Origin of the sequence: Rhizobium sp. G21 (assembly GCF_014158035.1) — a bacterium.
Taxonomy (GTDB): Bacteria; Pseudomonadota; Alphaproteobacteria; order Rhizobiales; family Rhizobiaceae; genus Rhizobium_E.
In genome coordinates this window covers 3,037,752-3,060,950 of the sequence record NZ_JACFXW010000001.1, presented here as the reverse complement: position 1 = coordinate 3,060,950, position 23,199 = coordinate 3,037,752, and the positions used below count along the sequence as shown (strand labels likewise).

Genomic DNA, 23,199 nt, shown 5'->3' with positions numbered 1-23,199 from the left:
AGAACCGCGATGCCCGTTGCCCTGAACCGAGATATCCGCAAGACCTTGAACGACGTCGTGCGCAAGGCGCGTATCGCGGCAGAGGAAGGTGCGCAGGCAGCCCTGCGTCAGTTGGGCGTCGCGGACGCAAAGCGGCCGACCTGGCTGTCGGAGACCGATGCCGCTCTGCGTGTTCGGTTGCGTGCGCATGCCAGGACGTTGGGCGACACGCTCGACACCGGTGACGCGGCGCGGATGCCACGTCTCGTGCGCGAAATCGCCTATGCCCACTGGCACCGGGCACTGTTTGCGCGGTTCCTGCTTGAGAACGGGCTCCTCGTCGATGTGGATGCCGGCAACGCTCCCGTGCGTCCCGACGAGCTGCGAGAGATTGCGGAAGCGGAAGGGCGCGATGTAGCCGAGGTCGCCGCAGAATTCGCTGGGCCGATGCTGCCGGAGATCTTCCCAAAGGACGATCCCGTGCTCGCGCTGACGCTGCCGCCGGAGACGCGCCAGCGCATATCGGATCTCGTCGACGGGCTGTCGGCCCAGACCTTCAAGGCCGACGACTCGCTCGGCTGGACCTACCAGTTCTGGCAGGAGGACCGGAAGAAGAAGGTCAACGAGAGCGAGGTGAAGATCGGCGCCGACGAGCTGCCAGCCGTCACCCAGCTCTTCACCGAGGATTACATGGTCCTCTTCCTGCTCGAGAACACGCTCGGCGCCTGGTGGGCGGGCAAGAAGCTGGCGGAGAACCCAGATCTTGCACGCGACGCCACCGACGAGGACGAACTGCGCCGCAGGTTGTCCCTGCCGGGATATGCCTGGACCTATCTCCGCTTTGTGCGCGAGGACGATGTCTGGCGTCCCGCTGCCGGAGCTTTCCCAGGCTGGCCGCAGCAGGCGTCCGCCATCACTGTGCTCGACCCCTGTATGGGTTCGGGCCATTTCCTGGTCTTCGCGCTCGACATTCTCGTCGCCCTGCGCAAGGCCGAGGAAGGGCTTGGTGACGAAGTGGCAGTGATGGCCGTCCTCCGCGACAACCTTCATGGCCTGGAGATTGACCCGCGCTGCACGCAGATCGCTGCCTTCGCGCTGGCGCTTGCCGCCTGGAAGCGGCTTGGTGGCGTGCGGCCGCTGCCCAACCTTCACCTTGCCTGCTCGGGACTGGCGATCGGTATGGGTAAGGCAGAATTCGTAAGGCTCGCCGAGAAGATCGCGGAAGCGGAGGGGTTCGCTGGAGGCCCAGCAGATTTGCTCGGCCGAGAACGTAACCCCATGGAGGAAATGGCACTTTCGCGACGTCGAGGAGGGCTTGAACGTCTCTATGACTTGTTCGCCCAAGCGCCAATTCTTGGTTCACTGATAGATCCCCTTCGTGCACTTGGCGTCTACGGAACTCTATTTTCTGAAGGCTTTGAAGGTCTCGCTACGACCATAGGCAGGGTGTTGAGTAGAGTTGGCGACCCGGAAGTCCGCGAGGCAGCGGTAACGGCCCAGGGACTCGTGAAAGCAGCAGAATTGCTTTCAAAGCCTTTTACGCTTGTGGCGACCAATGTTCCGTATCTTGGCAACGGTGACTTCTCATCCAGCTTAAAGACGTATATTGAAGCTCACCACAAGAGAGCTAAGACAGACCTCGCCGCAGTGATGATTGAGAGGAACTTATTAGCAAGATCATCCGCTACAATAGCAGTAGTATTTCCACAAAATATTTTATTTCTGCCAGCTTACTATAGATTTCGTGATTTCATACTGAGCGAGACCGCGATCGATTTCGTGGTGACGCTGGGGGAAGAGGCTTGGGAAAGTTTTGCAAAACGTGGCCCGCTAGCGACCCTGGCGTCCCTTTCTCTCCAAAAAGAAGAATCGGTTCATTTCGTAATCGATGCCACGAAGGTAAGCGACATCCCATCAAAAAGGGATTTGATCCAAAACAGCCCTCTCGAAGCAATACGCCAGGAAGATCAGCGCTCTAACCCCGATTCTCGAATACTAACTTCTGTATTGGGCACAGGATCAATCCTAGATAAATATGCGGTTTCACTTGCGGGTATACTAAACGGAGACTCAGACAAATTTAAGCGCAAGACTTGGGAGTTCCCCTATGTGCCCACTGAATGGGTCTTCCAACAGACTGCTCCTTCGAACGAAACCGGCTGCAGAGGACTTACCGACTTAATCTATTTCGACAGCGAGAACGGCCATCTGCGCGAAGATGAAACTGTCCGGCGCGACAAGCTTCATAATTCTGACCAAAGAGGGAACGCCGCTTGGGGTAAGATGGGAGTGGCTGTCGGACAAATGCGATCGCTGCCTCGGGCACCATACTACGGAGAAAAGTTCGACTCAAATGTCGCAATAATCGTGCCCCGGAAAGAAGACGATCTAGAATGGATTTCTGAGTTTGTTTTCTCTGATCAATTCTTCGAACGTTCTCGAGCGCTTGAGTCTCGGAAAAACATAACAAATGCTACATTTGGGAAAGTAATCGTTGAGAAGGGCGAAAAACTGACATTTGGCAGAAATCGACTGCCACCGCGAACACCTTACTCCAACGACCCCTCACAATGGCTTTTTGACGGCAATCCGAGGGGCGCTGCGGATCCGAAAATCCACGGCAGGAAAGGCGAACCACTCCGTCCGGGTCTAGCGGAGCACCCACTTCAGGTCGCCGTAGCGCGCTTGCTCGGTTATCGCTGGCCGCGCCAGACTGGATCGTCCTTCATGGACTGCCCGGCTGTCGTGGAGCCCGACGAGGTCGAAAAGGCTGGCATTGTCGATGCCGACGGCATCGTCTGCCTGCCCCCCATCCATGGCGAACCGGCAGCGCATGAGCGCGTCCGCGACGTGCTCCGGGTAACTTGGGGTCCGGACTGGCAAGACGGCGTCGAGCGCGCGTGCCTTGAAGCCGAAGGCTGGGACAAGGATCTCGAGAGCTGGCTGGTTGACGGCTTCTTCGAGGGCCACTGCAGGCTCTTCCACCAGACACCCTTCATCTGGCACATCTGGGACGGCGTGAAGGGCGGCTTCTCGGCGCTCGTCAACTATCACCAGCTCTGCGCTCCGAACGGTGATGGCCGCCGGCTGGTGGAAAAGTTGCGTGATACCTATCTCGGTGAATGGATCGGCACACAGCGCCGGCTCGTGACAAGCGGCGACGCAACTGCTGAAGATCGCCTCGCCGCCGCCGAGCACCTGCGGGACGAGCTCACAGCCATCATCGAGGGCAAGCCGCCCTACGATATCTTCGTGCGCTGGAAGCCGCTGCACGAGCAGCCGATCGGCTGGGAGCCAGATATTGACGACGGCGTGCGCCTCAACATCCGGCCGTTCCTGACCGCGACGACCTGGAGAGCGAAGGCAAAGAAGGCTTGCATCTTGCGTGTCATGCCCGGCGTGAAGAAGCACGAAGGCGCCGATCGCGGCGGCGAACCCCACCGCGACAAGGACGACTATCCCTGGTTCTGGGCCGAGGACCATGACGTGGCAACCCTCGACTTTGCCGGCGGCCCGGAGTTCAAAGGCCGTCGCTACAACGACTTCCACTTCACGCGACCCTTCAAGCAGGCCGCCCGCGACCGCAAGGGGTCCGGGCGCTCGCCAGGATCGGAGGCCGCCGAGTGACCCGACACGGAACACTCCTGGACGGCATCGCCGCTTCATTGAAGGATGCAGCGCTCTCTTTCGAGTCGGGCGCGCACTGGCGCGCGGCGCTGCTCTGGCCCGACCCCGAGAACCAGTTCTCCGCCGTCTTCGAGACGCTCCGCGCGGGTCTCCGTCAGCGTGGTCTGGCGCTCTACCGACATGGCGCCTACGACCCCGCACATGCGACCGGTCCCGCGATCTGGCTTCGCTGCCTCCTCGACGCGACCCTCGATGCCTCGCCACCCGCTGATACCGTCCCGGTGTTCCTTCTTCCGGGGATTTCGAGCGCCGAGCTCAAGCATCCCCAGACTCTGCCGAGACTGCTGCGGCCGCTCGCCGAACTTCAGTATCGCGGAGACATCTTCCGAAACCGCCGCCAGGCGCGTGACTGGACGGTCGGCGCGTTCCTGCGCTCCAGCGACCAAGGCCTCAGCCTGGACGTCGCCACTGACACCCGCACTGACGACTCCGCCGCTGCGGCGTTGGCGAGTCTGCTTGACTACCCTCTTGCCGACTTCCCCGGCCGCCGGCTGACCGCCGAGGATTTCCTGCGCCTGATCGAACCCGACGAGGTGCGCGCGCTGCTTGCCTGGATCGCCGATCCGAATGGTGCCCGTGCCGCGCGGACTGCCGAAGCCTGGCAAAGTGTCTGCGGCCTGGTGAAGTCGACCTTCGGTATCGACATGAACGCGAAGGGCGCGCGCCAGATCGCCGTCGAGCGGCTTGCCTCCGGCCAGGGCGCATGGGGCAAGGTGCTCGCGCGGGTCGACGAGGCGCCGGAGCAGCATCGCGCCGTCTGCGAGGAACTGCGCAAGGCTGAGGGCCTGACGCTGCCGGGCATGTTCGAACCCACCAAAGGCACCAGCGCTGATAACCAGCTCCAGGAACAGCTGTTGGCGGGCGAACTCGCGCAGGCCGCCGACCTTCCGCATCTTGAAGCCATCAAACGCGTCCTGTCGCTTGAGGACGCGCATGCTACCCGGCGTCGGATCCGCTGGGCAAAGCTCGGTGAGGCGCCCCTCGCCAGAGCGCTCGAACCGCTTGCACGTCTCGCCGCAGAAGTGCGAACGCAGCTGCCCGGTTCCGACGTTCCCGGCCTGGCTCAGTCCTATGCGGACGCCGGCTATGCGGCAGACACGGCGCTGATCGATTCGCTCGCCTCAGCCGGTCCTCATGCAGACGTCATCGGCAAGATAGCTCGTGCGCTCTATTTCCCGTGGGTCGATACACTTGCCTCCCGCTTCCGCGCGGCGTTCGACGCCGGCGGCGCAGCTGCGCAGGCTAAGCCAATTACGGTCACACCTGGCACCTGCGTTCTCTTCGTCGATGGCCTGCGCCTGGACATAGGCCGGCGCCTGCTGGACCGGCTGGCGGCATCCGAGAGCGTCAGCTTCTCCTGGCGCTTGTCGCCGATCCCGACCGTCACCGCCAGCGCCAAGCCGATGGTCACGCCTGTCGCCGATGCGATCCGTGGTAGTGGGCGTGCCAACCAGTTCCTGCCCCTCGAAACCTCATCGGGCAAGCCGGCCGATACTGTATGCCTCGTTGCCGCCATGCGGGCACGCGGCGTGGACGTCATCGGAAAGACAGAGGTCCGAAGACCATCCTCCCCGCAGGCCATAGGCTGGACCGAGTGTGGTAATCTAGACAAGGACGGTCACTCCATGGGCGAGCGCCTGGCCGGACAGGTCGAGAGCGAGATCGAGTCCATCGCTCATCGTGTCCAGGCCCTGAGGCAAGCCGGCTGGCCACGCGTGCGCGTCGTCACCGATCACGGCTGGCTGATCATTCCCGGTGGCCTGCCCAAGGCAACGATCGCGGCCTCGACGCTGGAGGCGACCGCGTGGTCTCGTGTCGCGCTGCTTGCCGGCGGGGCTGCACCCGAGGCGATGACCATACCCTGGACGTTCGATGCGAATGTGCGCATCGCCGTGCCTCCCGGCGCCTATGCCTGGCGCGCAGGAGAGGCCTACGCGCACGGCGGTGTGTCGCTGCAGGAATGTGTCGTGCCCGACATTCTCGTCGGTGATCCCGGAGGCGTCCCGGTGAAAGCGGGTGCCGGCGCACGGATTTCGAACTTGACTTGGAAGCGCTACAGACTTTCCGTAACGCTCGATCGAGAGGCGCCGGGACACGAGGTCGAAGTTCGTCGCTCGGAACGCGACCGTGATAGCCGCGTCGACGCAGAGCGCGTCGGTGGCGAGGGCTCCATCGTGGAGCTGCGGGTCGATCCAGACCTCGATGAAGAGACCCCGGTCGTCGTCGTTCTCCTCGACGAACACGGTTCTGTCATCGATGCGAAAAAGACTGCGATCGGAGTGAACTAGATGCAACTGACCCAGGATAACCTCGACGATATCGGATCGCGTGCCTTCGAAGGATTTGTGGTTCGCAAGGATCTCGTTCGCCGCTATGCCAAGGCCTACCCGGTTCCGGCCTTCGTCGTCGAGTTCCTGCTCGGCCGCTACTGCGCTTCGACGGACGATGCCGAGATTACAGAGGGCCTAGAGATCGTTGAAAGGCAGTTGAAGGATCGCTGCGTTCGCACTGGCCAGGAAGAGGTGTTCAAGGCCGAGGCCTTCCGCAAGGGTTCAGTGCGCCTGATCGACGTCGTGCGGGCACGCCTGGACGCCAAGAACGCCTGCTACGTCGCCGAGTTGCCGAGCCTCGCGCTTCGCGACGTCCGGATCCCCGACGATATGGTCGCCGAGAACGAGCGCATGCTGATTGACGGCTTCTATGCCGAGGTGACGCTTTCCTATGACAGCGTCATAGCACAGGAGAAGGGCGGCCGACCCTTCGGGATCGAGGCGCTTCGTCCGATCCAGATGTCGCGGTCCGACGTGCTTGAGCTTCTCTACACCGGACGCCGGTCCTTCCCCACGACCAGCGCCTGGATCGACTTTCTCCTTCGTTCGATCGGCCTCGAACCCTCCGCGTTCGACGAGCGCGCGAAGAGGGTTGCTCTGCTTCGTATGATCCCTTTCGTCGAGCGCAACTACAACCTCGTGGAACTCGGGCCGCGCGGGACCGGCAAGAGCCACCTGTTCCAGCAGATTTCGCCCTACGCTCACCTGATCTCGGGCGGCAAGGCTACAGTGGCGAGGATGTTCGTCAACATGGCGAGCGGCCAGCGCGGCCTCGTCTGCCAGTATGACGTCGTCTGCTTCGACGAGGTCGCCGGCGTATCCTTCGACTCGAAGGATGGCGTGAACATCATGAAGGGTTACATGGCATCCGGCGAGTTCTCCCGCGGCAAGGACTCCATCCGTGCCGAGGGCGGCATCGTGCTCGTCGGCAACCTGGACGTCGACCTCGAGCAGGCGCAGCGTTTCGGTCATCTGCTCGCGCCCCTTCCACCCGAGATGCGAGACGACACAGCTTTCATGGATCGGCTGCACGCCTATGCGCCCGGCTGGGATTATCCGAAGCTGGATCCCCGCAAACACCTGACGGATCACTTTGGGCTGGTGTCAGACTTCCTCTCGGAGTGCTGGACGAGGCTGCGGACGACATCCCGGGCAAGCGTGCTGGACGGCCGCATTCATTTCGGCGGCGCCCTATCCGGGCGAGATATCGAAGCGGCGCGCAAGACCGTGAGTGGCCTGGTCAAGCTGCTGCACCCGGATCCTTCTACACAAGTGCCAGACGAAGATCTAGAATGGATAGTGCGCCTGGCGCTGGAGAGCCGGCGTCGTGTCAAGGAGCAGCAGAAGCGGGTCTTCAAGAGCGAGTTCAAGAACACGCTTTTCAGCTACACAGTCGGGCTCGACGGCGTTGAGCAATTCGTGGCAACGCCCGAATTGCACTCGGACGAAGCTATTGACGCCGAACCTCTTCCGCCGGGACAGGTTTGGGCAATTGGTCCAGGCGGAAGCGAGACCGGACCGGGGCTCTACCGGATCGAGATCACAGAACAGTCGGGCTCGGGGTGCGTATTCTCAACCAGCCGACGCCGCCGGCGTTCCGGGAGAGCGTCAAGGTGGCGGAACAGAACCTTTATGCCCAGGCCCGAAATCTCGTGGGTGACCGAGATCCGCGCGCTCACGAGTTCACGGTGCAGCTGCGCGCCATGGACGCTGACAAGACCGGGGCGCTTCTCGGTGTTCCAGCCCTCGTGGCCCTCAGCGGCGCCATGCTCGGCAAGAACACCCGCGGCTCTACGATCATTGTCGGCGCGCTCGCCCTTGGAGGATCGATCGAGCCCCTACCCAACATCGTTCGAATTGCCGAACTGGCTGTCGAGAAGCAAGCGGCGACACTGCTTCTTCCGGTCGCAGCACGGCGTCAACTCAACGACCTCGCTGATGACGTTTGGACAAAGATCTCGATTGAATTCTATCGCGACGCTGCTGACGCGGCATTCAAAGCGCTTGAGGACTAGTCGCGGGAACCTGGTCCTACTCGCCCTCTGTCCCGCGCTGAAAGACACTGGGGCTCCCAGGCATAACGGAAGTGAGGAGCAGAGGCGCACACCGCCTTGCAAGATTTTACCCCTGCCTCGGCCGCCGGGTGGCGCGATCTGACCCATTCGAACGCCGACAACTCTCGGCGAACGGTTGCACTGCCTATTTCTCGGCCTTCTAACTCTGTTAATACACACCTGCCTTCGTCATCTCAGTAAGCTCTCCTTCCTCCCCTACACCTTCAAGAACCACACATCGCCCCACGTCCGGCGCGCCCGTTCGAAATCGGTCGCCAGACGACCTTCGAGATCCTCCAGCGCCTTCGACACCGCGCGGTTCATCTCGGCGTAGGCAACGAGACTGCCAGACTTGCCCGATCCAACCCTGGGCCTTTGCGGCGTCAACAAGTTGGATCCCCGAGCGTTACGGATACTCGCGGTCCTCATCTCACCCAACTGCTCCGCACGCGCCTGGTCATGAAGGTTCAGTCCTACGACGCCGGTTGCAACAAACTTCTCCATCCGCTGACGATCAAACCGCTTTTCGATGCAGTCCCGGAGAGTCTGGTCCTGCCCGTGGAATGTCGGCAGGAAGAAATTGAAATAACTGCCCTGCAGAGTGGTGAAACTGAACTCCCGGAGATCCGGCAGCGTCAGCAGATCCAGCCTCTCCAACTCCTGGGCCTTCATACTCACCTCGATCCGCGCCCGGCGCTCGTGCGACTTAAGAATGCGCCTCGTCCCGGCCGTAGGATTCTGCTGATCGAGGACTTTGTCCATGATGCGCCAGAAGCAGGACGAATTCCTGGCTCCGGCGTAGAAGGTGCCATCGACGGGTGCCGGCTGATCCTTTTCCGAACTTAGGCGGAATTCCCGCAGTCGCCACGGAGCCAGACGCTCGTCTCGGTAGATGAGATAGTCCGGCCTGCCCTTACCGACCACCGAGCGGGGTCGATCGAGCGGCACTTCATGGACGTCTCGAGTCGGCATGAAGCTGTGCATCAGCGTCTTGACCATTTTGGCGCGAGCGAGCCTGTCCGGCGTCCTTGGCGTGAAGTCGACACTGACTTCGATCGCCGCGAGGCGGGGCTCTTCGTCGAGTCCGAACTTCTCATCAAGGATCCGGCAGGTTGCGACGAGCTCCGCCGGCGTCGGATCTCGAATCTCAACGACATAGGCGTGTGCTACATTTCCGGCGCCTGGATCGACAGGAACAACATAGCTCTCGCCGCCGATGTTCCGATCCACCCACTTCTTGACGATCCAAGGCTGGGTCTTCCTGCCGAAGCTGACGCGCAGATGGACGAAGTCGATGACCGCCTGGATTAAGTAGGCGTGGAGGTCGAGGTCCGGTTCGAGCTTGAACCTCCCGACAAGCCGCCGCTGGGTGCTTTCGAGCATGTGGGGGTGGTAGCGGAGTTGCTCGTTATCATTGGTCGTTTTTGCGCGCAGCAGGGGCACCGATATCGAATTCAAACTCATCTCCCGTATAGTAAGCGCTTACTTATGCTTGGCGTTATAGCGGCCTGTGGCTCGAACTGCTGCAGTTCGTGATCATGCATCTCCAGCGCGGCTGCTGTGACCGATACCATCTTGATCGAGGGAGCATTATTCATATATGACTATCAGTAGTCATATAGAGGTGGGACATGAAAGAAATTCAGCTGAAAGATGCCAAGGCAACACTGTCCGCAGTGGTCGACCAGGCCGTAGCCGGCGAGCCGACCATCATCACCCGACACGGTCGCAAAGAGGCGGTGCTTGTCTCGTTCGAGCAATGGCAGCGCGTGTCCAAGGTTCCGGACTTTGCCGACCTGCTGTTGGCATTTCCCGGCGACACGGCAGATATTCCTGAGCGCTCGCTCAAGCCTGCCCGTGCCTTGAGCGAAAACGGCCTCTGAGCATGTATCTCCTGGACACCAACATCGTGTCAGCTGATGCGCCGACCAAGCGCGAGGTCGGCGTAGAGGCATTCGCGGCCTGGATGCGTGCGAATGGCGATCAGCTCTATCTCTCGACCATCACAATTGCCGAGATCGAGGCAGGTATTGCTCGCGCCATTAGGATCGAGGCGACGACAAAGGCGCAGAACCTGCGCCGCTGGCTGGCTGCGGTAGAGCAATTCTACGCTGGGCGGATCCTGCCCTTCGGCCTCGAAGAGGCGCGTCATGCCGGTCAGATCCTCGACCGGGCGCGTGCGCATGATCCAGGATTCGAGGATATCGCAATCGCCGCGACAGCCGCCGCGCACGGACTGACCGTTCTGACAGCCAATGAACGCCATTTTGCGCCGCTCGGCGTGCGGATCGCCAACCCTTTGAAGCAGTTGCCGACCACGCAGTGAGCGCCCCTCCAGAACCATGTGGCAACCACGCCTATCCACATGGGAGGTTAGGCTCCCGGATTTCGGTGGAGTCCAAAGGCATCCCCATGACATCGGCAGTAAAAACCTAAGACTTCGATATCGGCTCGGGGTCGGGATCCCAGGGCTGCTCGACAGTCTGCCAACGGATCCCAAGCCATTCCTCGCTGGGGTATCAACGCTTCCATTGCTCCCGGAATCACGATGGAGACTAGGACGGGCTCGGTGACGACCATGCGGCAGATGAGTCCACTATTGATCTGCTGGAGCGGAACTTCCAAGGCGGTCGAGAAAAGACAAATCGTCAGGCATGCGTGCCCGCAGCAGGATCACGCGCTGTGCATCGCAGAGCAGGATGCTGTTTCTCGACTCCAGGAAGCTCACAGGCGCGATCCGGCACCCAGTTCGACTTCCGATGCATATTTCCTGGCGGCGCGCACCTCTGGTCAACCTCGACGCTTTTCGCGCAAGGACGATATCCGGAGCCTCTCCCCCAGACTCCGTTCGCAGCCACAGTTCGTCTATATACATGTAATGGTCAAAGGTCTTTGTAACAGACGAGGTGTGGCGAATTGTGAGGTTCCGGCAAAGGGTGGAAAACGCACCCTTGAAAAGCAACGCGGGTCCGGGCGCGCGCCAAGGTTCAACATCTGTTGTCCTGCTTGTGGGCGCTGCACCTGGGGAGAACCTCCAGCGGTCACGGAGGTTAGGGTCCGGCGGCGTGGGAAGTGTTGATCGAACTGCGGCTGGCGACCTCCTTCCAGATATCCGCGACTGATCACGTCGGCATTCTCGAGATTTTCGGAGCAGCGATGATCGGGTCAGGTAGCGGCGCGGGATGGCGAAAGGTGACGCCATATGTCCTTCTCCAGCACAGATGAACCTCTTCCAGCCTGGCGCCTGCGAATATGTTTTCAGTCGTGGAAATCTCGAACTCCGGCCTGAGCTATTTCGCCCTCGGAGGAACCATGACATGGCGAGATGCTTCTTTTAAGAAGTCCTATGCGGCGGTCGTGCGGCAAGCTTGTTCAGTTCGGTCTACAGATCGAAATTTAGGGGGCCCTAAAGTTGACGGTTTGGAAAAAACGCCGAAATCGGGCTTTGCTGTCAACTTAGTGTAAACCTTTGTCAACCTTTTACGCGGTCAGGGTTGATTTATCAGCTCAGAAACGCAACCTATAGGTTGAAAAAGGTTGACAGCCTGGTTGCCGATTTGGCCTCGGTTGGCTTGTTTTTGCCAAAAGGTTGACAAAAACATGGTTGTAGCAACCTTAATGCAACCTTCCATAAGTTGAGATTCTTATGGCGCTGTGCATGTTGCATGGCCTTGAATGACTCCAGGAAAGTTGGAGCTCGTGTGCATTTCAAGCAAAAAAGCTGTTAATGTAAGTGAGCACTTATTTGATTTGCGACGCGGCATACCTGATCCTCGAGGAACAATAGGCTGGGCATTGTCGAGTTGTCGTGCAGCCACGATGGGGGCCGACGTCTTTCCGTCAAATGTCTCGACCCGATGGAGGCGCTGCTTGGACGACGAGTTGTCTGCAAACTGCAAACCTGCGGCCTCGCAGCAGGATCTGGAGGTCTGGCGGTTACTCAGAAAGTCGCTGCGCAGGAGCCTCGCCGATAGAGGGATCGACATCGGAGATGACGAAGCGTCGTTCATTACACGGTTCATGCTGGAGTATGCCGAGGAGAAGGGGCTCCGAGTAGTCCCGGAGAGGCTCACGTCCGCCATGCACCTGGCGACGAAACAGGCCCTGGGTGAACGCAAGCGCAAAACTGTTTCATGGGTCGGATGGCGCACCAAACAAAGATGGCGATATGAGGCAGCTATAGAAGCAGCACCAAGCTGGAGACGTGGCTGTGCCCTGGACTTGAAAGAGCGGGACCAGCAGTGTGCGTTGAGATCTAACGAAGACACTCCCGTTGCAGGCCGTCCGAAGGTCGGAACAGAGCATTCGTAGAAGCCGTCGAATGCTACATCCCAAACCTAACCCGCTCCCCTCCCCTCTTAATCAGAGTAGGGTCATAATTGGGTTTATTGAGATCGTGTCCCAGGACGTGGTGTAGCTGGATTTCATAGCCATCGGTGATTTCCGTAGGGTCGTGTTGCTTTCACGACCAAAGCGGTTAAAACAGCACCACTTGCCGGATGGCTTCACCCGAAGCAAGACGATCGAAGCCTTCGTTGATATCGTCCAGCGAGATCGTATGCGTCATTAGTTTCTCGATGGGCAAACGGCCGGACTGCATCATTGCAGCGAAGCGAGGAATGTCGCGAACAGGCACGCAGGAGCCGACATAGGATCCTTTCAGCGTCTGCTCGCCGACGGTGAGGGATACTGCCGGAATATTGAGTTCGGCCTTGGGGTTCGGGAGACCTCCGGTGACCGTCGTGCCGCCGCGGCGGGTGATGTCATAGGCGAATTTCAGCGCCGGCGCGGCACCTGCGAGTTCGACGGCGAGATCGACGCCGCCGCCCGTCAATTGTTTGATTTCCGCAACAGCATTTTCTGACGTCGGATCGACAATATGGGTCGCGCCGAGCGTTTTTGCGAAGGTTCTCTTGCTCTCGGCGGTGTCGACCGCGACGACGGTTTCGGCGCCGGCGGCGATTGCACCGAGAAGGCCGGCGAGCCCCACGCCGCCGAGCCCGATCACGGCACAACTCTGGCCCATCTTCAGGTCGCCAGAATTCAGCACTGCTCCGACGCCCGTGAGCACCGCGCAACCTAAAAGAGCCGCGCGATCTAGCGGAATGGATTTGTCGATCTTGACGCAGGAGTTTTCAGACACGACCGCATGTGTCGAGAACGCCGACACGCCGATATGGTGATTGATCGGCTCGCCCTTGTATCGCAGACGGCGGGCGCCGCCGATCAACGTTCCCTTGGCCGCCGCCGCGGCCCCCGGCTCGCAAAGCGCCGGGCGTCCCGAGGCGCAGGGCACGCAGTGGCCGCAAGACGGCACGAAAACTAGAACCACATGGTCCCCGGCGCAAAACGCGACACGCCGGGGCCGATGGCCTCGATGACGCCGGAGGCTTCATGGCCGAGCGCAACCGGCATATCTCTCGGTCGATCGCCATTGATCACCGAGAGATCGGAATGGCAGAGGCCCGCCGCCGCCATTTTGACCCTCACCTCGCCTGCGCCGGGTTCATCGAGATCCACCTCAACGATGTCGAGCGGTTTGGAGTCCTGGTAAGGACGGGCGGCGCCCATAGATCTCAGTAGAGCAATCCTGGCTTTCATCTCGAATTTCCTCATATAAAAATATGCGTTAGGCATGACCGAAGGACAGCGCCGCGATGACCGCAAGGCTGAAGCCGATGGCGATGGCGATGAGAACGGCGCGGCGGCGGGCGAGCTCGGCGTCGATGCGAGGCTGCGTCAGCCGGGGGCGCGGCGTATAGGCATGGACCTCGACTGTCGGCGGAGACGCCATCTCCATCTTGTAGGATAGGAACCAGACGAGGCCGAGCCCTGCGGCCCAGAGCATCAGGGACCAGGCCCAGAGCGACGGCATGCCGAGGGTCCATTTGCCATTTATGTCAATGAAGGCGGAATTCCCGAAGATCAGACCGGGGCCGAGGGCGAGGAACATCCAGGCGAGCGTGACCGACCAGGCGGTGGAGCGCAACGACCGCAAGCGCGCACTGCCGCCGAACTCTCGCTCAAGAAACCGTTTCGCCTCTTCGCCCGCCTCGCCGAGGCCCCGCCGTTGCGTGACGGCGGAGACGAGCATGGCGACGGTGAGATTGGCCGCCATACCCCAGGCCGCCGAATGAAGGGTCCAGGGATTGCGGCCCCATGGCAGATCGAGCCCGAAGAAGGAGAGCGTGAAAATACCCGCAGGCTCCGTCAGCAGCACGCCCGCCAGGCCGAAGCCTATGCCGGTCACAACCCCCGCTCGCGTGAGCCAGCGGAGCCAGGTCATGCCGAGCAGGGGCGTCCAGAGCTGGAACGACAGCGGCAGGGCAAGCGAGGCGAGAACAGACAGCGCAACCGGCGCCAAAGTCTGGAGCAGGACGCTGGCGAGGACCAAGAGACCGATCACCACCCGCGTGAGCGTAACGCCATTCCGGGGCGAGAGGCTGCCATGGAAAAGCGGCTTGTAGATATTGCGGACCAAGGTCTCTCCCGCCGCCACAAGTGTAAGCCCGGACATCAACTGCACGCCCGCCAACAGACCGATGAACAGCCAGGCTGAAAACCAGGGAGACAATCCGGACATCAGCCCCGCAAGGTCGCGCGCCGGATCGATGAGCGCCTGCGCGCCGACGACAGCCATGCAGAATGCCGCGAGCGCGCCGAAGGCTCCGGCCATCAGCCATGTCTGCCCGGCTGCAAACCCGCGTGGCCGGGAGGTGGAGAAAACGACTTTCATGATCATCGGGCTAACCTGGAGGCCCATCAGCGCCATTGCGAAGGACAGACTCGCAAGCGCCGTCGCTTGATGTCCCGCCGCCGCCTGTTTGCCGATGCCGGCGGTAAACTGCACGACGCCGGAGACCATGAACCGGTTTGCCATGGCGGGATCCGCCGCCAGTTTCGCGAGAGCGTTGTTGAGCGCGACGAAACCGCCCGCGTCGATCAGCGAAAAGACGGTCAGAACCACCAGCACCGCAGCGGCGAGAACCGCTTGTATAGCGCCGAGATAGCCGACTGCGCGCAGGCCGCCGATCACGACGCCGCCGATCAGCAACAGACCGAAGAGAACCGACGCCATATCCTGCGAGACGATGCCTCCGCCGAGAAGGACAAGAATGCGGGACAGAGCGTGCATCTGCAGGCCGGCAAAAGCGACCGCAAAGAGAACAGCGACGACAGCCGCAAACGCAGTCAGAAACTCGGACTGCCAATAGATGCGGAACAAATCCGCGAGCGACGAAGCGCCGAGACGCCGCCCCAGCACCCAAAGGCGTTTGAAGAAGACGACGCCCGGAAGCGCGAGCGCAATTCCCGCCTGCAGCAGTGCGGCGAGGCCGAAGCCATGGCGACCGATTTCGTCGGTCCCCGCAAGCGCGATCCAGCCCGACAGGCTCGCCCCTCCAATGACCAGCGCCGATAGCCAAGGCGAGAATCCCTCACCCGCCGAAAAGAAGGCGTTGTCCCGCGTGTTGAGGCGCGCGCTGAGCCTGGCCCAGTAGAGCGTCGCCACGGCATAGAAGAGCCCCAGAAGCGGAAGCCAGATCACGGGCGTTCCTCCCGCTTGCCGGTCGACGTGATGTGAAATTGTGAGAATGCGCTGCGCAGGCCGTGCCGAGTGAACAGATAGGCCAGGAAACCGACAGTGAGGACGCCGAAAAGCGTAAGGCCGGAATAATAATCAGCCTTCGTCAGGCCGCCGCTGGCGGCGGATACGATGAAAACAAGTCCCAGAATTCCATATGCGCCGATGCCGAGCGCGGCTTCGCCGGAACTGAACCCGGCGCCGAACAGGGCGTTCACGACGATATGGGCGACGAAGGCGAGAACGATCAGCAGCACGCCGACCGACGACAGCGACCAGAGATCCGTCTTCATGCCCTCGAGAAACACGCCAAGTCCGAGGAAGCCGAGCACGCCCCAGATCGCGAAGACCAAGATTGTGCGTTCGGTGGGGGAGTGTTTGTGATCATCATGGGTCTTCCTGCTTATCCTCAGGCCAAGGGAGCCTGCCGGGCGGGCCCGGCAGGCGGCGCCGCGTCAGTTCGGACGGCTTTTGTCCTTCGAACCACTCGCCGCTGGATCGGTGTAGACGATCTTGGACAGGTCGCTCAGGGTGTGCGGGCGGTGAACGGTCTCAGAGGTGAGGCCGATCTCGCCCAGCAACGTGTCGACGAATGGAGCCTGGGTGCGATAACGGAGCGCCGAACTCACCACTTGCTCCGCCAGATTGCCGTCGCGCGGACCGCTGCCATCGGCGCTTGCCGATAGCGACCCGGGGCCGGTGTGGGATAGCCCCGGCAGACCCTCGACATGCATGATCTTGATGCCCTCGATCTTCTCCATCGGCTTGACGCTTTCGCGAATGATGGCCGGCAGGTTTTCGACCAGCGCCTTGTGCAAAGCCGAGCGGCGGCTGGCGTCCGAGCGCATGTTCTCGGCGGTGTTGAGCTTTTCCTTGCCTTCCGCCTCGACCTTCATGCGTTGCTCGAGCGCGGCCACAGCGATGCGATCGGCGTCGGCGCGGTCTTGAGCTGCGACCTTCTCGGCTTCTGCGAGAATGCGGATGCGCGCGGCTTCAGCTTCGGCCTCTCTCTGGGCCTCGATGAGCTCCACGGCTTTCTGTCGATTGGCGATTTCGGTGTCGCGGATCGTGTGAACGCGCTCCTGCGCCTCGACCATGGCGGCGCGCGCCTGTTCGGCCTGCGCCTGCGCTTCGGAGCGCTCCTTGGACTTGCGCGACAATGCGATTTCGCGGGTCTGCTCCTCGAGTTCGATGGTTTCGCGACGACGGATTTCCAGCATCTCGACTTCGCGCTCCATCTCGATGCGGCTGCGTTCGACCGCTTCCCGCTCCTTGAGCTTGACCGCTTCGATCTCCCGTTCGCGCAGGGCATTTTCTGCGGCGATTTCGGACTTCTTGGCGGCGCGCTCGATGGCCACCTGCGCCTCGTGCGAAAGGCGGGCGTATTCGCTGTCGCGCTCGATTTCCAGGCTTCGCTTTTCCGCCTCGAGGTTCTTGGCGCGAATGGCGACGGCCGTGTCCTTTTCGATGTCGTTGCGCTTCTTCTTGCGGCTTTCGATCTGTTCCGTAAGCAGGGTCAAACCTTCGGCGTCGAAGGTGTTGGACGGATCGAACAGCTTGATGTCGGTCTGGTCGAGCGAGGTGAGCGAAACCGATTCCAGTTCGAGACCGTCGAGCGCCAGGCTTTCTGCGACTTCCTGCTTGACCTCTTTCACGAAGGCCTGGCGGTTTTCGTGAATGTGCTCCAGCGTCATCTTGGCGGCTGCGCCGCCCATGGCGTCGACGAAACGGCCCTGGATCAGGTCCTTCAACTGTTCGGCGTTCATCGTCCGATTGCCGAGACTGCGGGCAGCCGTGGCGACAGCGTCCGTGTTTGGCGAAACCCGCACGTAGAATTCCACGGTGAGCTCGACCCGCATGCGATCCTTTGTGATGAGGGACTTCTCCCTAGCGCGTGTGACTTCCAACCGCAGCGTATTCATATTCACTTCGGTGAGATCATGCAGGATCGGCAAGACCAGAGCCCCGCCGCCCATGACGACTTTCTCACCGCCGAAGCCGGTGCGAACGAAACTCACGTCCTTGGTGGAGCGGCGATAGAGCCAGTGCAGAAGATAGGCGGCGACCGCGATGACTATGGCCGCCAGGATAATGATGGCGATAACGTCTGCACCCTTCATGGACGTGTTCCTTTTGAATGAGCAGGGGTTTCAGGCAAGGGACGGAAATCAGGCATGCGCGTTTCTCCCCGTGGAGAGGAGAGCGGTCGCCAGGACGGCGACGCCGAAGGCCATGCGGTTGAGAATGTCGGCGACGTTATAGGCAACCGAGAGGCTGCCGTCGTCGGCCATACCGGCGAAGGCGGTGAGGAAATTGCCGAGCGGATAGATGGCCCAGCCGATCGTCACGATCAGCCTCAGCCAGAAGTAGCCGTGGCGCAGATAATCACCGGTGGAGGCGCGGACCACATCGTCCATCTGGCCGAAATAGAATTCGCCGAGCAGATAAAGCCAGAACACCAGACCGATCAGGAAAGCGAGTGTCGGATGCATGAACTGCGCTTCGCCGAGATAGCGGACGAAGATCATCAACGCCGAGACGATCACCAGTCGCCAGAACAATCCCGCCGACAGTCTGCCTGCCGCGCCGACAAGGAAGAACAGCGCGATCACCTGCAGCGGCATGGACACCGCCCAGCCGACATAGTGGTAGACCACGGGCACGTTTTGTCCCGCAAGCCAGGCTTCTCGCGCCTCATAGACCGATCCGATGCCAATCAGCGCGGCGATCGCGCAGAGCGCCACCGACAGGCGCCATTTCTGGTCGACCCAGGCCGTGCCTATCAGCAGAAGCACTGTGGTCGCCGCCAGTCCGAACAGGGCGACGGAGAAGCTTGCCGCGGTCAGATCGGGTGTCTGATAGACCACCATGATTATCGTCTCCTTCGAAGGAAAAAGTCATGTCGCATTGGATGTCCCTATATCTGCGTTCGGATATGCGGCGACCGGGCATAAAGGGCCACCATCGGCAGAATGAGCAGTCCGAAGATGAATTGCTGCCACTTGAAGTCGAGGCCGATGCCGACCAGAAAGCTCGAAAGGACCTGCAGAACCAGCACGCCGATGACTGTGAAGCCATAGCCGCCAGCGCCGCCGAGCAGCGAGGTTCCGCCGACCACCACGGCAGCGAGCGTCAAGAACAGATATTGATCCCCGACGCCGATGAAGCCGCCACCCGACCAGCCGAGTAGAAGGCTGCCAGTGAGCGCCGCAAAGAAGCCGGACAGGGCGTAAACGATCACCCAGTAGCGCATTTCCGAGATCATCACGCGGCTGGCTGATGTCCGGTTGACGCCGAGCGCGTAGAGATAGCGGCCATAGACCGTGGTCCTAAGCCCGATGATCAGGATTAATGTCACGACCGCCCAGATCAGGATGACCGGAGGAAAAGGCAGGCCGAAGGTGGAGCCGTTCATGGCCGAGATATTGGACAACCAGGCCGGAACCGTGCCGAACACATTGCCGGAGTAAGCGGAACCGATGGAGGTCACGATCTGCACGCCGCCGGAGATGGCGAAGCCGGTTCCCAGCGTCACGATCAGCGCCTGGCCCTGCAGCCTATAGCTGAGTAGACCATTGATCACGCCGAAGGCGGCTCCGATCGCCAGCACGATCAACGTCGCCAGCCATGGCGGCACGCCGAGGCCGATCAGATAGAGGAGCCCGACATTGGCGCCGCCGATGATGAACGGGATCGACAGATCAAGACCGCCGAGCAAGGCCACTAGTGTCTGCCCGATCGAGGCGATGCCGAGAAACGACGCGAATAGCAGCATCGACTTGATGTTGTTGCCGGAAGAGAAGCCTTCGATGTTCATCGAGCCGACCGAGAACAGGCCCGTCAGCACCATGATGCCAATAAAGGCGGACCGGTTCTGCTGGAACTGCCGGCCGAGCGTCCGCGTCAGAACGAGGATGGCCAGAAGGATCAGCAGCGAGAGGACATTCCAGATGTTGAAGAATCCCTCGATGGAGACGGACAACAACAGGAAGGCGGCGAGGACCAGGACGAGGCCGATCAGCGGCCAGCGATACTGTATCCAGACGCTCTGGAACTGACTGGGCCCGTCAGAGGCGACGGCCTCGTCGCTGGCAAGCTGGCCGATGATGAAACGCCAGACGAGGACGAACAGCGCCAGGGTCGCAATTGCCGAGAGGATGACGATCTGCACCGCCATGCCCTGAGCAAAGCCGAAGCCGGCGCCCAGGCCTGCAAGAAGCAGGGCGATCACCAGACCGAGAATCCGAGCCGGAAGACTGATTTGCGGCAGCTTCTCCATCAGTTAACGGCCTCCGTTTTGGTGGACATGGCGCTCTCATGCATGACCCACGCGCCGCCGAGGACGAGAGCGGCGACAACCACCGCCACCGCCGGCCCGAGGCTGGTCCGCGAGGATTGGCCAATCGCCAGCCGCAAGAAGACGGCGATCGACACGAGCAGGATCACGAAGAAGATGATCGGCGCCGCTTCCTGCCGGAGCGCGATGGTTTCTGGCGACAGCACGGCGATCTCGAGCGGACCGACCATGGCAGTCTGGAGATCCATGGGGCCGGGCATAGAGGCCGGCGCCGCGCCGAGGCTGGCGTAATCGAAGGTCGCATGCAGGATGACGCCCAGAACCACCACGGACAGCGCCACGAAATAGAGGAGCGGCGAGAAATTCCGGATGTGGCGCTGAATGACAGGGATCAGCAAGGTCAGGAGCAGCGAGATTACCAGGATCGCGCCATAGGCCAGATTGGTCACGAAGCTCTGAACCGCGCCGAAATTGAACGTCGAGAGCACATAGGTGATCATGTAGAGATTGAGCGCGCCGAGCGCCGAGCCGAAGACGCCGCCTCGTCCGCCGGCGAGAGATGCGCCGCCCAGGACCAGTGCCGTGACGGCGATCAGCGTATAGGTGGTGCCCTGAGAGGGGTCCCCGGAGGAGATGAGCGCCGTAAAGCAGATGGAGGCCAGACCGGCGAAGCAGCCGGAAATCAGATGGGCGCCGATACGCACCACGGTGATCGGCACGCCCGAAGTATAGGCTGCGCGCTCATCCGATCCCATCAGCCGCAAATGCGTGTAGAATGCGGTCGCGGTGAAGAGCAGCCAGGCGACCGTGGCGACAATCAGGATGATCAGCACCGGCGAAAAGATCGAGGTGCCGTAGCCCCATTCCGCCATGAAGGGCGGCGCCATGCCGCCCGGTCGCGGCAGGATGACGAGGTTGATGCCCGAAAGAGCGAGATAACCGGAGAGCGACACGATGATCGGCTGCACGCGGACATAGATCACGATCAGCGCGAAAATAAGCTGATAAACTGCGCCAACGGCCATGCAATAGAGGAACACGGCGATGGGATTTTCAAGCAGCCCCGCGCCATGCAGCTGGACCAGCGTCACGTTGATGAAGCCGATCAGCGGCCCGACCGACAGGTCGACGGTGCCCCGGCCCGAGATCGTCGAGGCCATCAGCGTATAGGTCGCAAGGATCAACGGCGTGACCACGATGACGGCCGCGCCGATGCCTGACGCCGTCATCAGGCTGGGCGTCCTGATGACCGCTATCGAGAGCAACGCGAAAAACAGCGTGATCGGCATCAGCAGGAAGGGATTGGAGCGACCGCCCTGCAAGTCTGCTTTGGTTGCCGGTTTGGCGGAGGACTGGCTGATGGAGGGAGTCATGGGCGGCCTCGTTCGGTGGGCGCGCCATGCTCATCGAATTCCACGATGCGAATTGGCTTGATGGCTGGTTTAGTTTGGGTGTGCGGCGCTTCAGTCATCGCCAGCAGCTCAACTCCTGCCGGGAGGGGTTTCAAGCGTGACGGAACATGAACATGGATGCGCGGCCCGTCGCTGGCGACCCGATCGCCCGGCTGGGTGGTTTCAGGCGTCTGCCCCGGCTGCAGTCCGTGGCTGCGGGATGTCAAGCCTTCGCCGCCGGTCTGGCCGAACATGGCTTCGAGCACTTTCTTCGGCTCGAGACCGCGTCCTTCGAAGGCATCGAAGGGAGCGCCATCGCGAAAGACGATGACACGCGTGGCGAAGCCCAGGAATTCCTCGATTTCCGACGACAGATAGACGACCGCCCTGCCCTCTTCCGCGTAATTGCGCAGATGGCGGTAAAGCTCGGTCTTCGCCCCCACATCGATGCCGCGGGCCGGGTCGTTGAGAATGATCACATCCGGCCGCATTGCGAAACCACGGCCGATCAGCACCTTTTGCTGGTTGCCCCCGGAGAGGGACGTGATGCGATCTTCTTTCACGCCGAATTTGATCAGCAGATTTTCCGCTTCCCGCTTGAAGATCGTGGTCAACGTGCCGCGATCGATGAAGCCGAGAACGCCGCCGCGCTTCTTTTCGCGATAGAGCGGCATGACCATGTTTTCGAAGATCGAGAGCGAGGCGAAAATGCCCTCGCGTTTGCGGTCTCCAGAAACATAAGCGACCTTGCCGGCCACCGCCTCGGCCAGATTCCGCACCGGAGCCCAGTCGCCGTCTCGCCCCGCCACCTGAACCAGGCCTTGGGAGGCTGCCGCCACTCCGGCGAGAACACGGACGAAGGCATCCTGACCCTGGCCATCGAGACCGGCGATGCCGACGACTTCTCCACGACGGAGATCGAAATCGAAGGCGCGCGCATTCGGCCAGAGGGCGATCTGCCGCGCCTTCATCGCCCGCTCCGTCGTCTTCGGCAGCGGCGCTTCGGCATGGACGTGGTTGCCGGAGCGATCCTCCCCGTCATCAAACGCAGCAAGTTCTTCTCGGTGATCTCAGCTTTTTCCAGCACGCCGACATCGCGCCCGTCGCGAAACACGGTTGCTCGATCCGAAATCCGGACCAGTTCGGCGATGCGATGCGTCACGATCAGAATGGTCGCGCCCCGATCCCTCAAGGCGCGCATGCGGGCGAACAGACGCTCGGTCGAATCGAAGTCGAGAGCAGCCGAGCTTTCGTCGAGAATGAGAATTTTGGGCTCGGACAACAAGGCGCGGGCAATGGTGATCCATTGCTTGAGACCGAGCGGCAGGGTTCCGACGAGCGCATGAGGATCGACCGGCTCGCCCGAGAGTTCCTCCATCAATTCCGCAGCGCGGGCCACCTTGCGGTCCTGCGACAGCGTCTTGGTGAAGAGCCGGTCGGCGCCCATGAAGATGTTATCGACGACAGAGCTTTCATCGGCGACCAGCACTTCTTGATAGACCGTCGAGATGCCGAGGGAGCGGCTTTCAGCGGGCGTGGACGGCGTTTCGCCGAGAATGGAGACCGTGCCGCTGTCCACCGGCAGAATTCCCGAGACGACTTTGGCCATGGTGCTCTTGCCGCATCCATTGCCGCCGACGATCGCGTGGATCTCTCCGGCCCGCGCGGAAAATGAAGCGCCATCGAGCGCACGAGTCGGCCCGAAATACTTCTTCACGCCGCGCACCAGGATGGTTTCCCGGCCGGGAGTTTGTCCGATGTCTGGAGCAATGGACGTCATGAGTCTTCCCATCCGGCCGGGACCCGACCGATGAAGCAAGAGGACAAATCAATGGAGCGGTATGGGCGGCCGCGCCTTTAGGAGGCGCGGCCGTTCTTC

Annotated in this window: 14 protein-coding genes and 2 pseudogenes; 6 read left to right on the top strand and 10 right to left on the bottom strand. The window is 61.3% G+C overall.

Features of this window, described 5'->3' with window-relative positions; translation table 11 throughout:
- Positions 1 to 9 precede the first annotated feature (9 nt).
- From H2O14_RS15365 to H2O14_RS27550, 4 genes and pseudogenes are all read left to right on the top strand, one after another.
- The gene (locus H2O14_RS15365) at positions 10 to 3,606 is read left to right on the top strand and encodes an SAM-dependent methyltransferase (RefSeq protein WP_182828336.1); all 3,597 of its coding nucleotides are present in this window, start codon (positions 10 to 12) and stop codon (positions 3,604 to 3,606) included.
- Positions 3,603 to 5,954, top strand: a complete 2,352-nt coding sequence (gene pglZ / locus H2O14_RS15360) for a BREX-1 system phosphatase PglZ type B (protein ID WP_182828335.1) — start codon at positions 3,603 to 3,605, stop codon at positions 5,952 to 5,954. Before H2O14_RS15365 ends, pglZ begins: the two co-directional genes overlap by 4 nt.
- Positions 5,955 to 7,319: pseudogene (gene brxL, locus H2O14_RS27555) on the top strand (BREX system Lon protease-like protein BrxL); the annotation flags it as partial.
- A 239-nt stretch (positions 7,320 to 7,558) separates the two neighbouring features.
- Entirely contained in the window at positions 7,559 to 8,011 is a 453-nt protein-coding gene (locus H2O14_RS27550) for a magnesium chelatase domain-containing protein (RefSeq protein ID WP_312858676.1), read from the top strand.
- A gap of 255 nt (positions 8,012 to 8,266) precedes the next feature.
- Here H2O14_RS27550 and H2O14_RS15350 read toward each other — a convergent pair whose 3' ends face one another.
- A complete protein-coding gene (locus tag H2O14_RS15350) occupies positions 8,267 to 9,508 on the bottom strand; it encodes a hypothetical protein (protein ID WP_182828334.1) in 1,242 nt (413 codons plus the stop codon).
- 173 nt (positions 9,509 to 9,681) lie between these two features.
- On the opposite strand from H2O14_RS15350, the gene H2O14_RS15345 reads away from it, so the two are divergent.
- Both H2O14_RS15345 and H2O14_RS15340 read left to right on the top strand, forming a co-directional pair.
- Positions 9,682 to 9,933 (top strand): type II toxin-antitoxin system Phd/YefM family antitoxin, encoded by a 252-nt coding sequence (locus H2O14_RS15345; protein ID WP_182828333.1) that lies wholly within the window; start codon positions 9,682 to 9,684, stop codon positions 9,931 to 9,933.
- Positions 9,934 to 9,935: 2 nt separating this feature from the next.
- Positions 9,936 to 10,376 carry a PIN domain-containing protein gene (locus tag H2O14_RS15340; RefSeq protein ID WP_182828332.1) on the top strand — a complete coding sequence of 147 codons (441 nt, stop codon included), beginning with the start codon at positions 9,936 to 9,938 and terminating at the stop codon, positions 10,374 to 10,376.
- 2,151 nt (positions 10,377 to 12,527) lie between these two features.
- Here the strand turns inward: H2O14_RS15340 and H2O14_RS15335 are convergent.
- The 9 genes and pseudogenes from H2O14_RS15335 to H2O14_RS27540 form a co-directional block, all read right to left on the bottom strand.
- Positions 12,528 to 13,651 (bottom strand): annotated as a pseudogene (locus tag H2O14_RS15335) (zinc-dependent alcohol dehydrogenase family protein).
- A 28-nt stretch (positions 13,652 to 13,679) separates the two neighbouring features.
- The gene (locus tag H2O14_RS15330) at positions 13,680 to 15,596 is read right to left on the bottom strand and encodes a hypothetical protein (RefSeq protein WP_182828331.1); all 1,917 of its coding nucleotides are present in this window, start codon (positions 15,594 to 15,596) and stop codon (positions 13,680 to 13,682) included.
- On the bottom strand, positions 15,593 to 15,985 hold the full coding sequence (locus H2O14_RS15325) for a hypothetical protein (protein ID WP_182828330.1): 393 nt from the start codon (positions 15,983 to 15,985) through the stop codon (positions 15,593 to 15,595). The genes H2O14_RS15330 and H2O14_RS15325 overlap by 4 nt, the downstream gene beginning before the upstream one ends.
- Positions 15,986 to 16,087: 102 nt before the next feature.
- Positions 16,088 to 17,752, bottom strand: a complete 1,665-nt coding sequence (locus H2O14_RS15320; protein ID WP_182828329.1) for a flotillin family protein — start codon at positions 17,750 to 17,752, stop codon at positions 16,088 to 16,090.
- 48 nt (positions 17,753 to 17,800) lie between these two features.
- Positions 17,801 to 18,502 carry a bacteriorhodopsin gene (locus H2O14_RS15315; protein ID WP_182828328.1) on the bottom strand — a complete coding sequence of 234 codons (702 nt, stop codon included), beginning with the start codon at positions 18,500 to 18,502 and terminating at the stop codon, positions 17,801 to 17,803.
- Between the two features lie 47 nt (positions 18,503 to 18,549).
- Positions 18,550 to 19,911 (bottom strand): ABC transporter permease, encoded by a 1,362-nt coding sequence (locus H2O14_RS15310; protein WP_246697406.1) that lies wholly within the window; start codon positions 19,909 to 19,911, stop codon positions 18,550 to 18,552.
- Positions 19,911 to 21,302 (bottom strand): ABC transporter permease, encoded by a 1,392-nt coding sequence (locus H2O14_RS15305; protein ID WP_182828327.1) that lies wholly within the window; start codon positions 21,300 to 21,302, stop codon positions 19,911 to 19,913. The genes H2O14_RS15310 and H2O14_RS15305 overlap by 1 nt, the downstream gene beginning before the upstream one ends.
- Positions 21,299 to 22,291: an ATP-binding cassette domain-containing protein gene (locus tag H2O14_RS27545; RefSeq protein ID WP_246697405.1), complete on the bottom strand. Its 993-nt coding sequence runs from the start codon at positions 22,289 to 22,291 to the stop codon at positions 21,299 to 21,301. The genes H2O14_RS15305 and H2O14_RS27545 overlap by 4 nt, the downstream gene beginning before the upstream one ends.
- Positions 22,288 to 23,100 (bottom strand): ATP-binding cassette domain-containing protein, encoded by an 813-nt coding sequence (locus H2O14_RS27540; RefSeq protein ID WP_246697404.1) that lies wholly within the window; start codon positions 23,098 to 23,100, stop codon positions 22,288 to 22,290. Before H2O14_RS27540 ends, H2O14_RS27545 begins: the two co-directional genes overlap by 4 nt.
- Positions 23,101 to 23,199 lie beyond the last annotated feature (99 nt).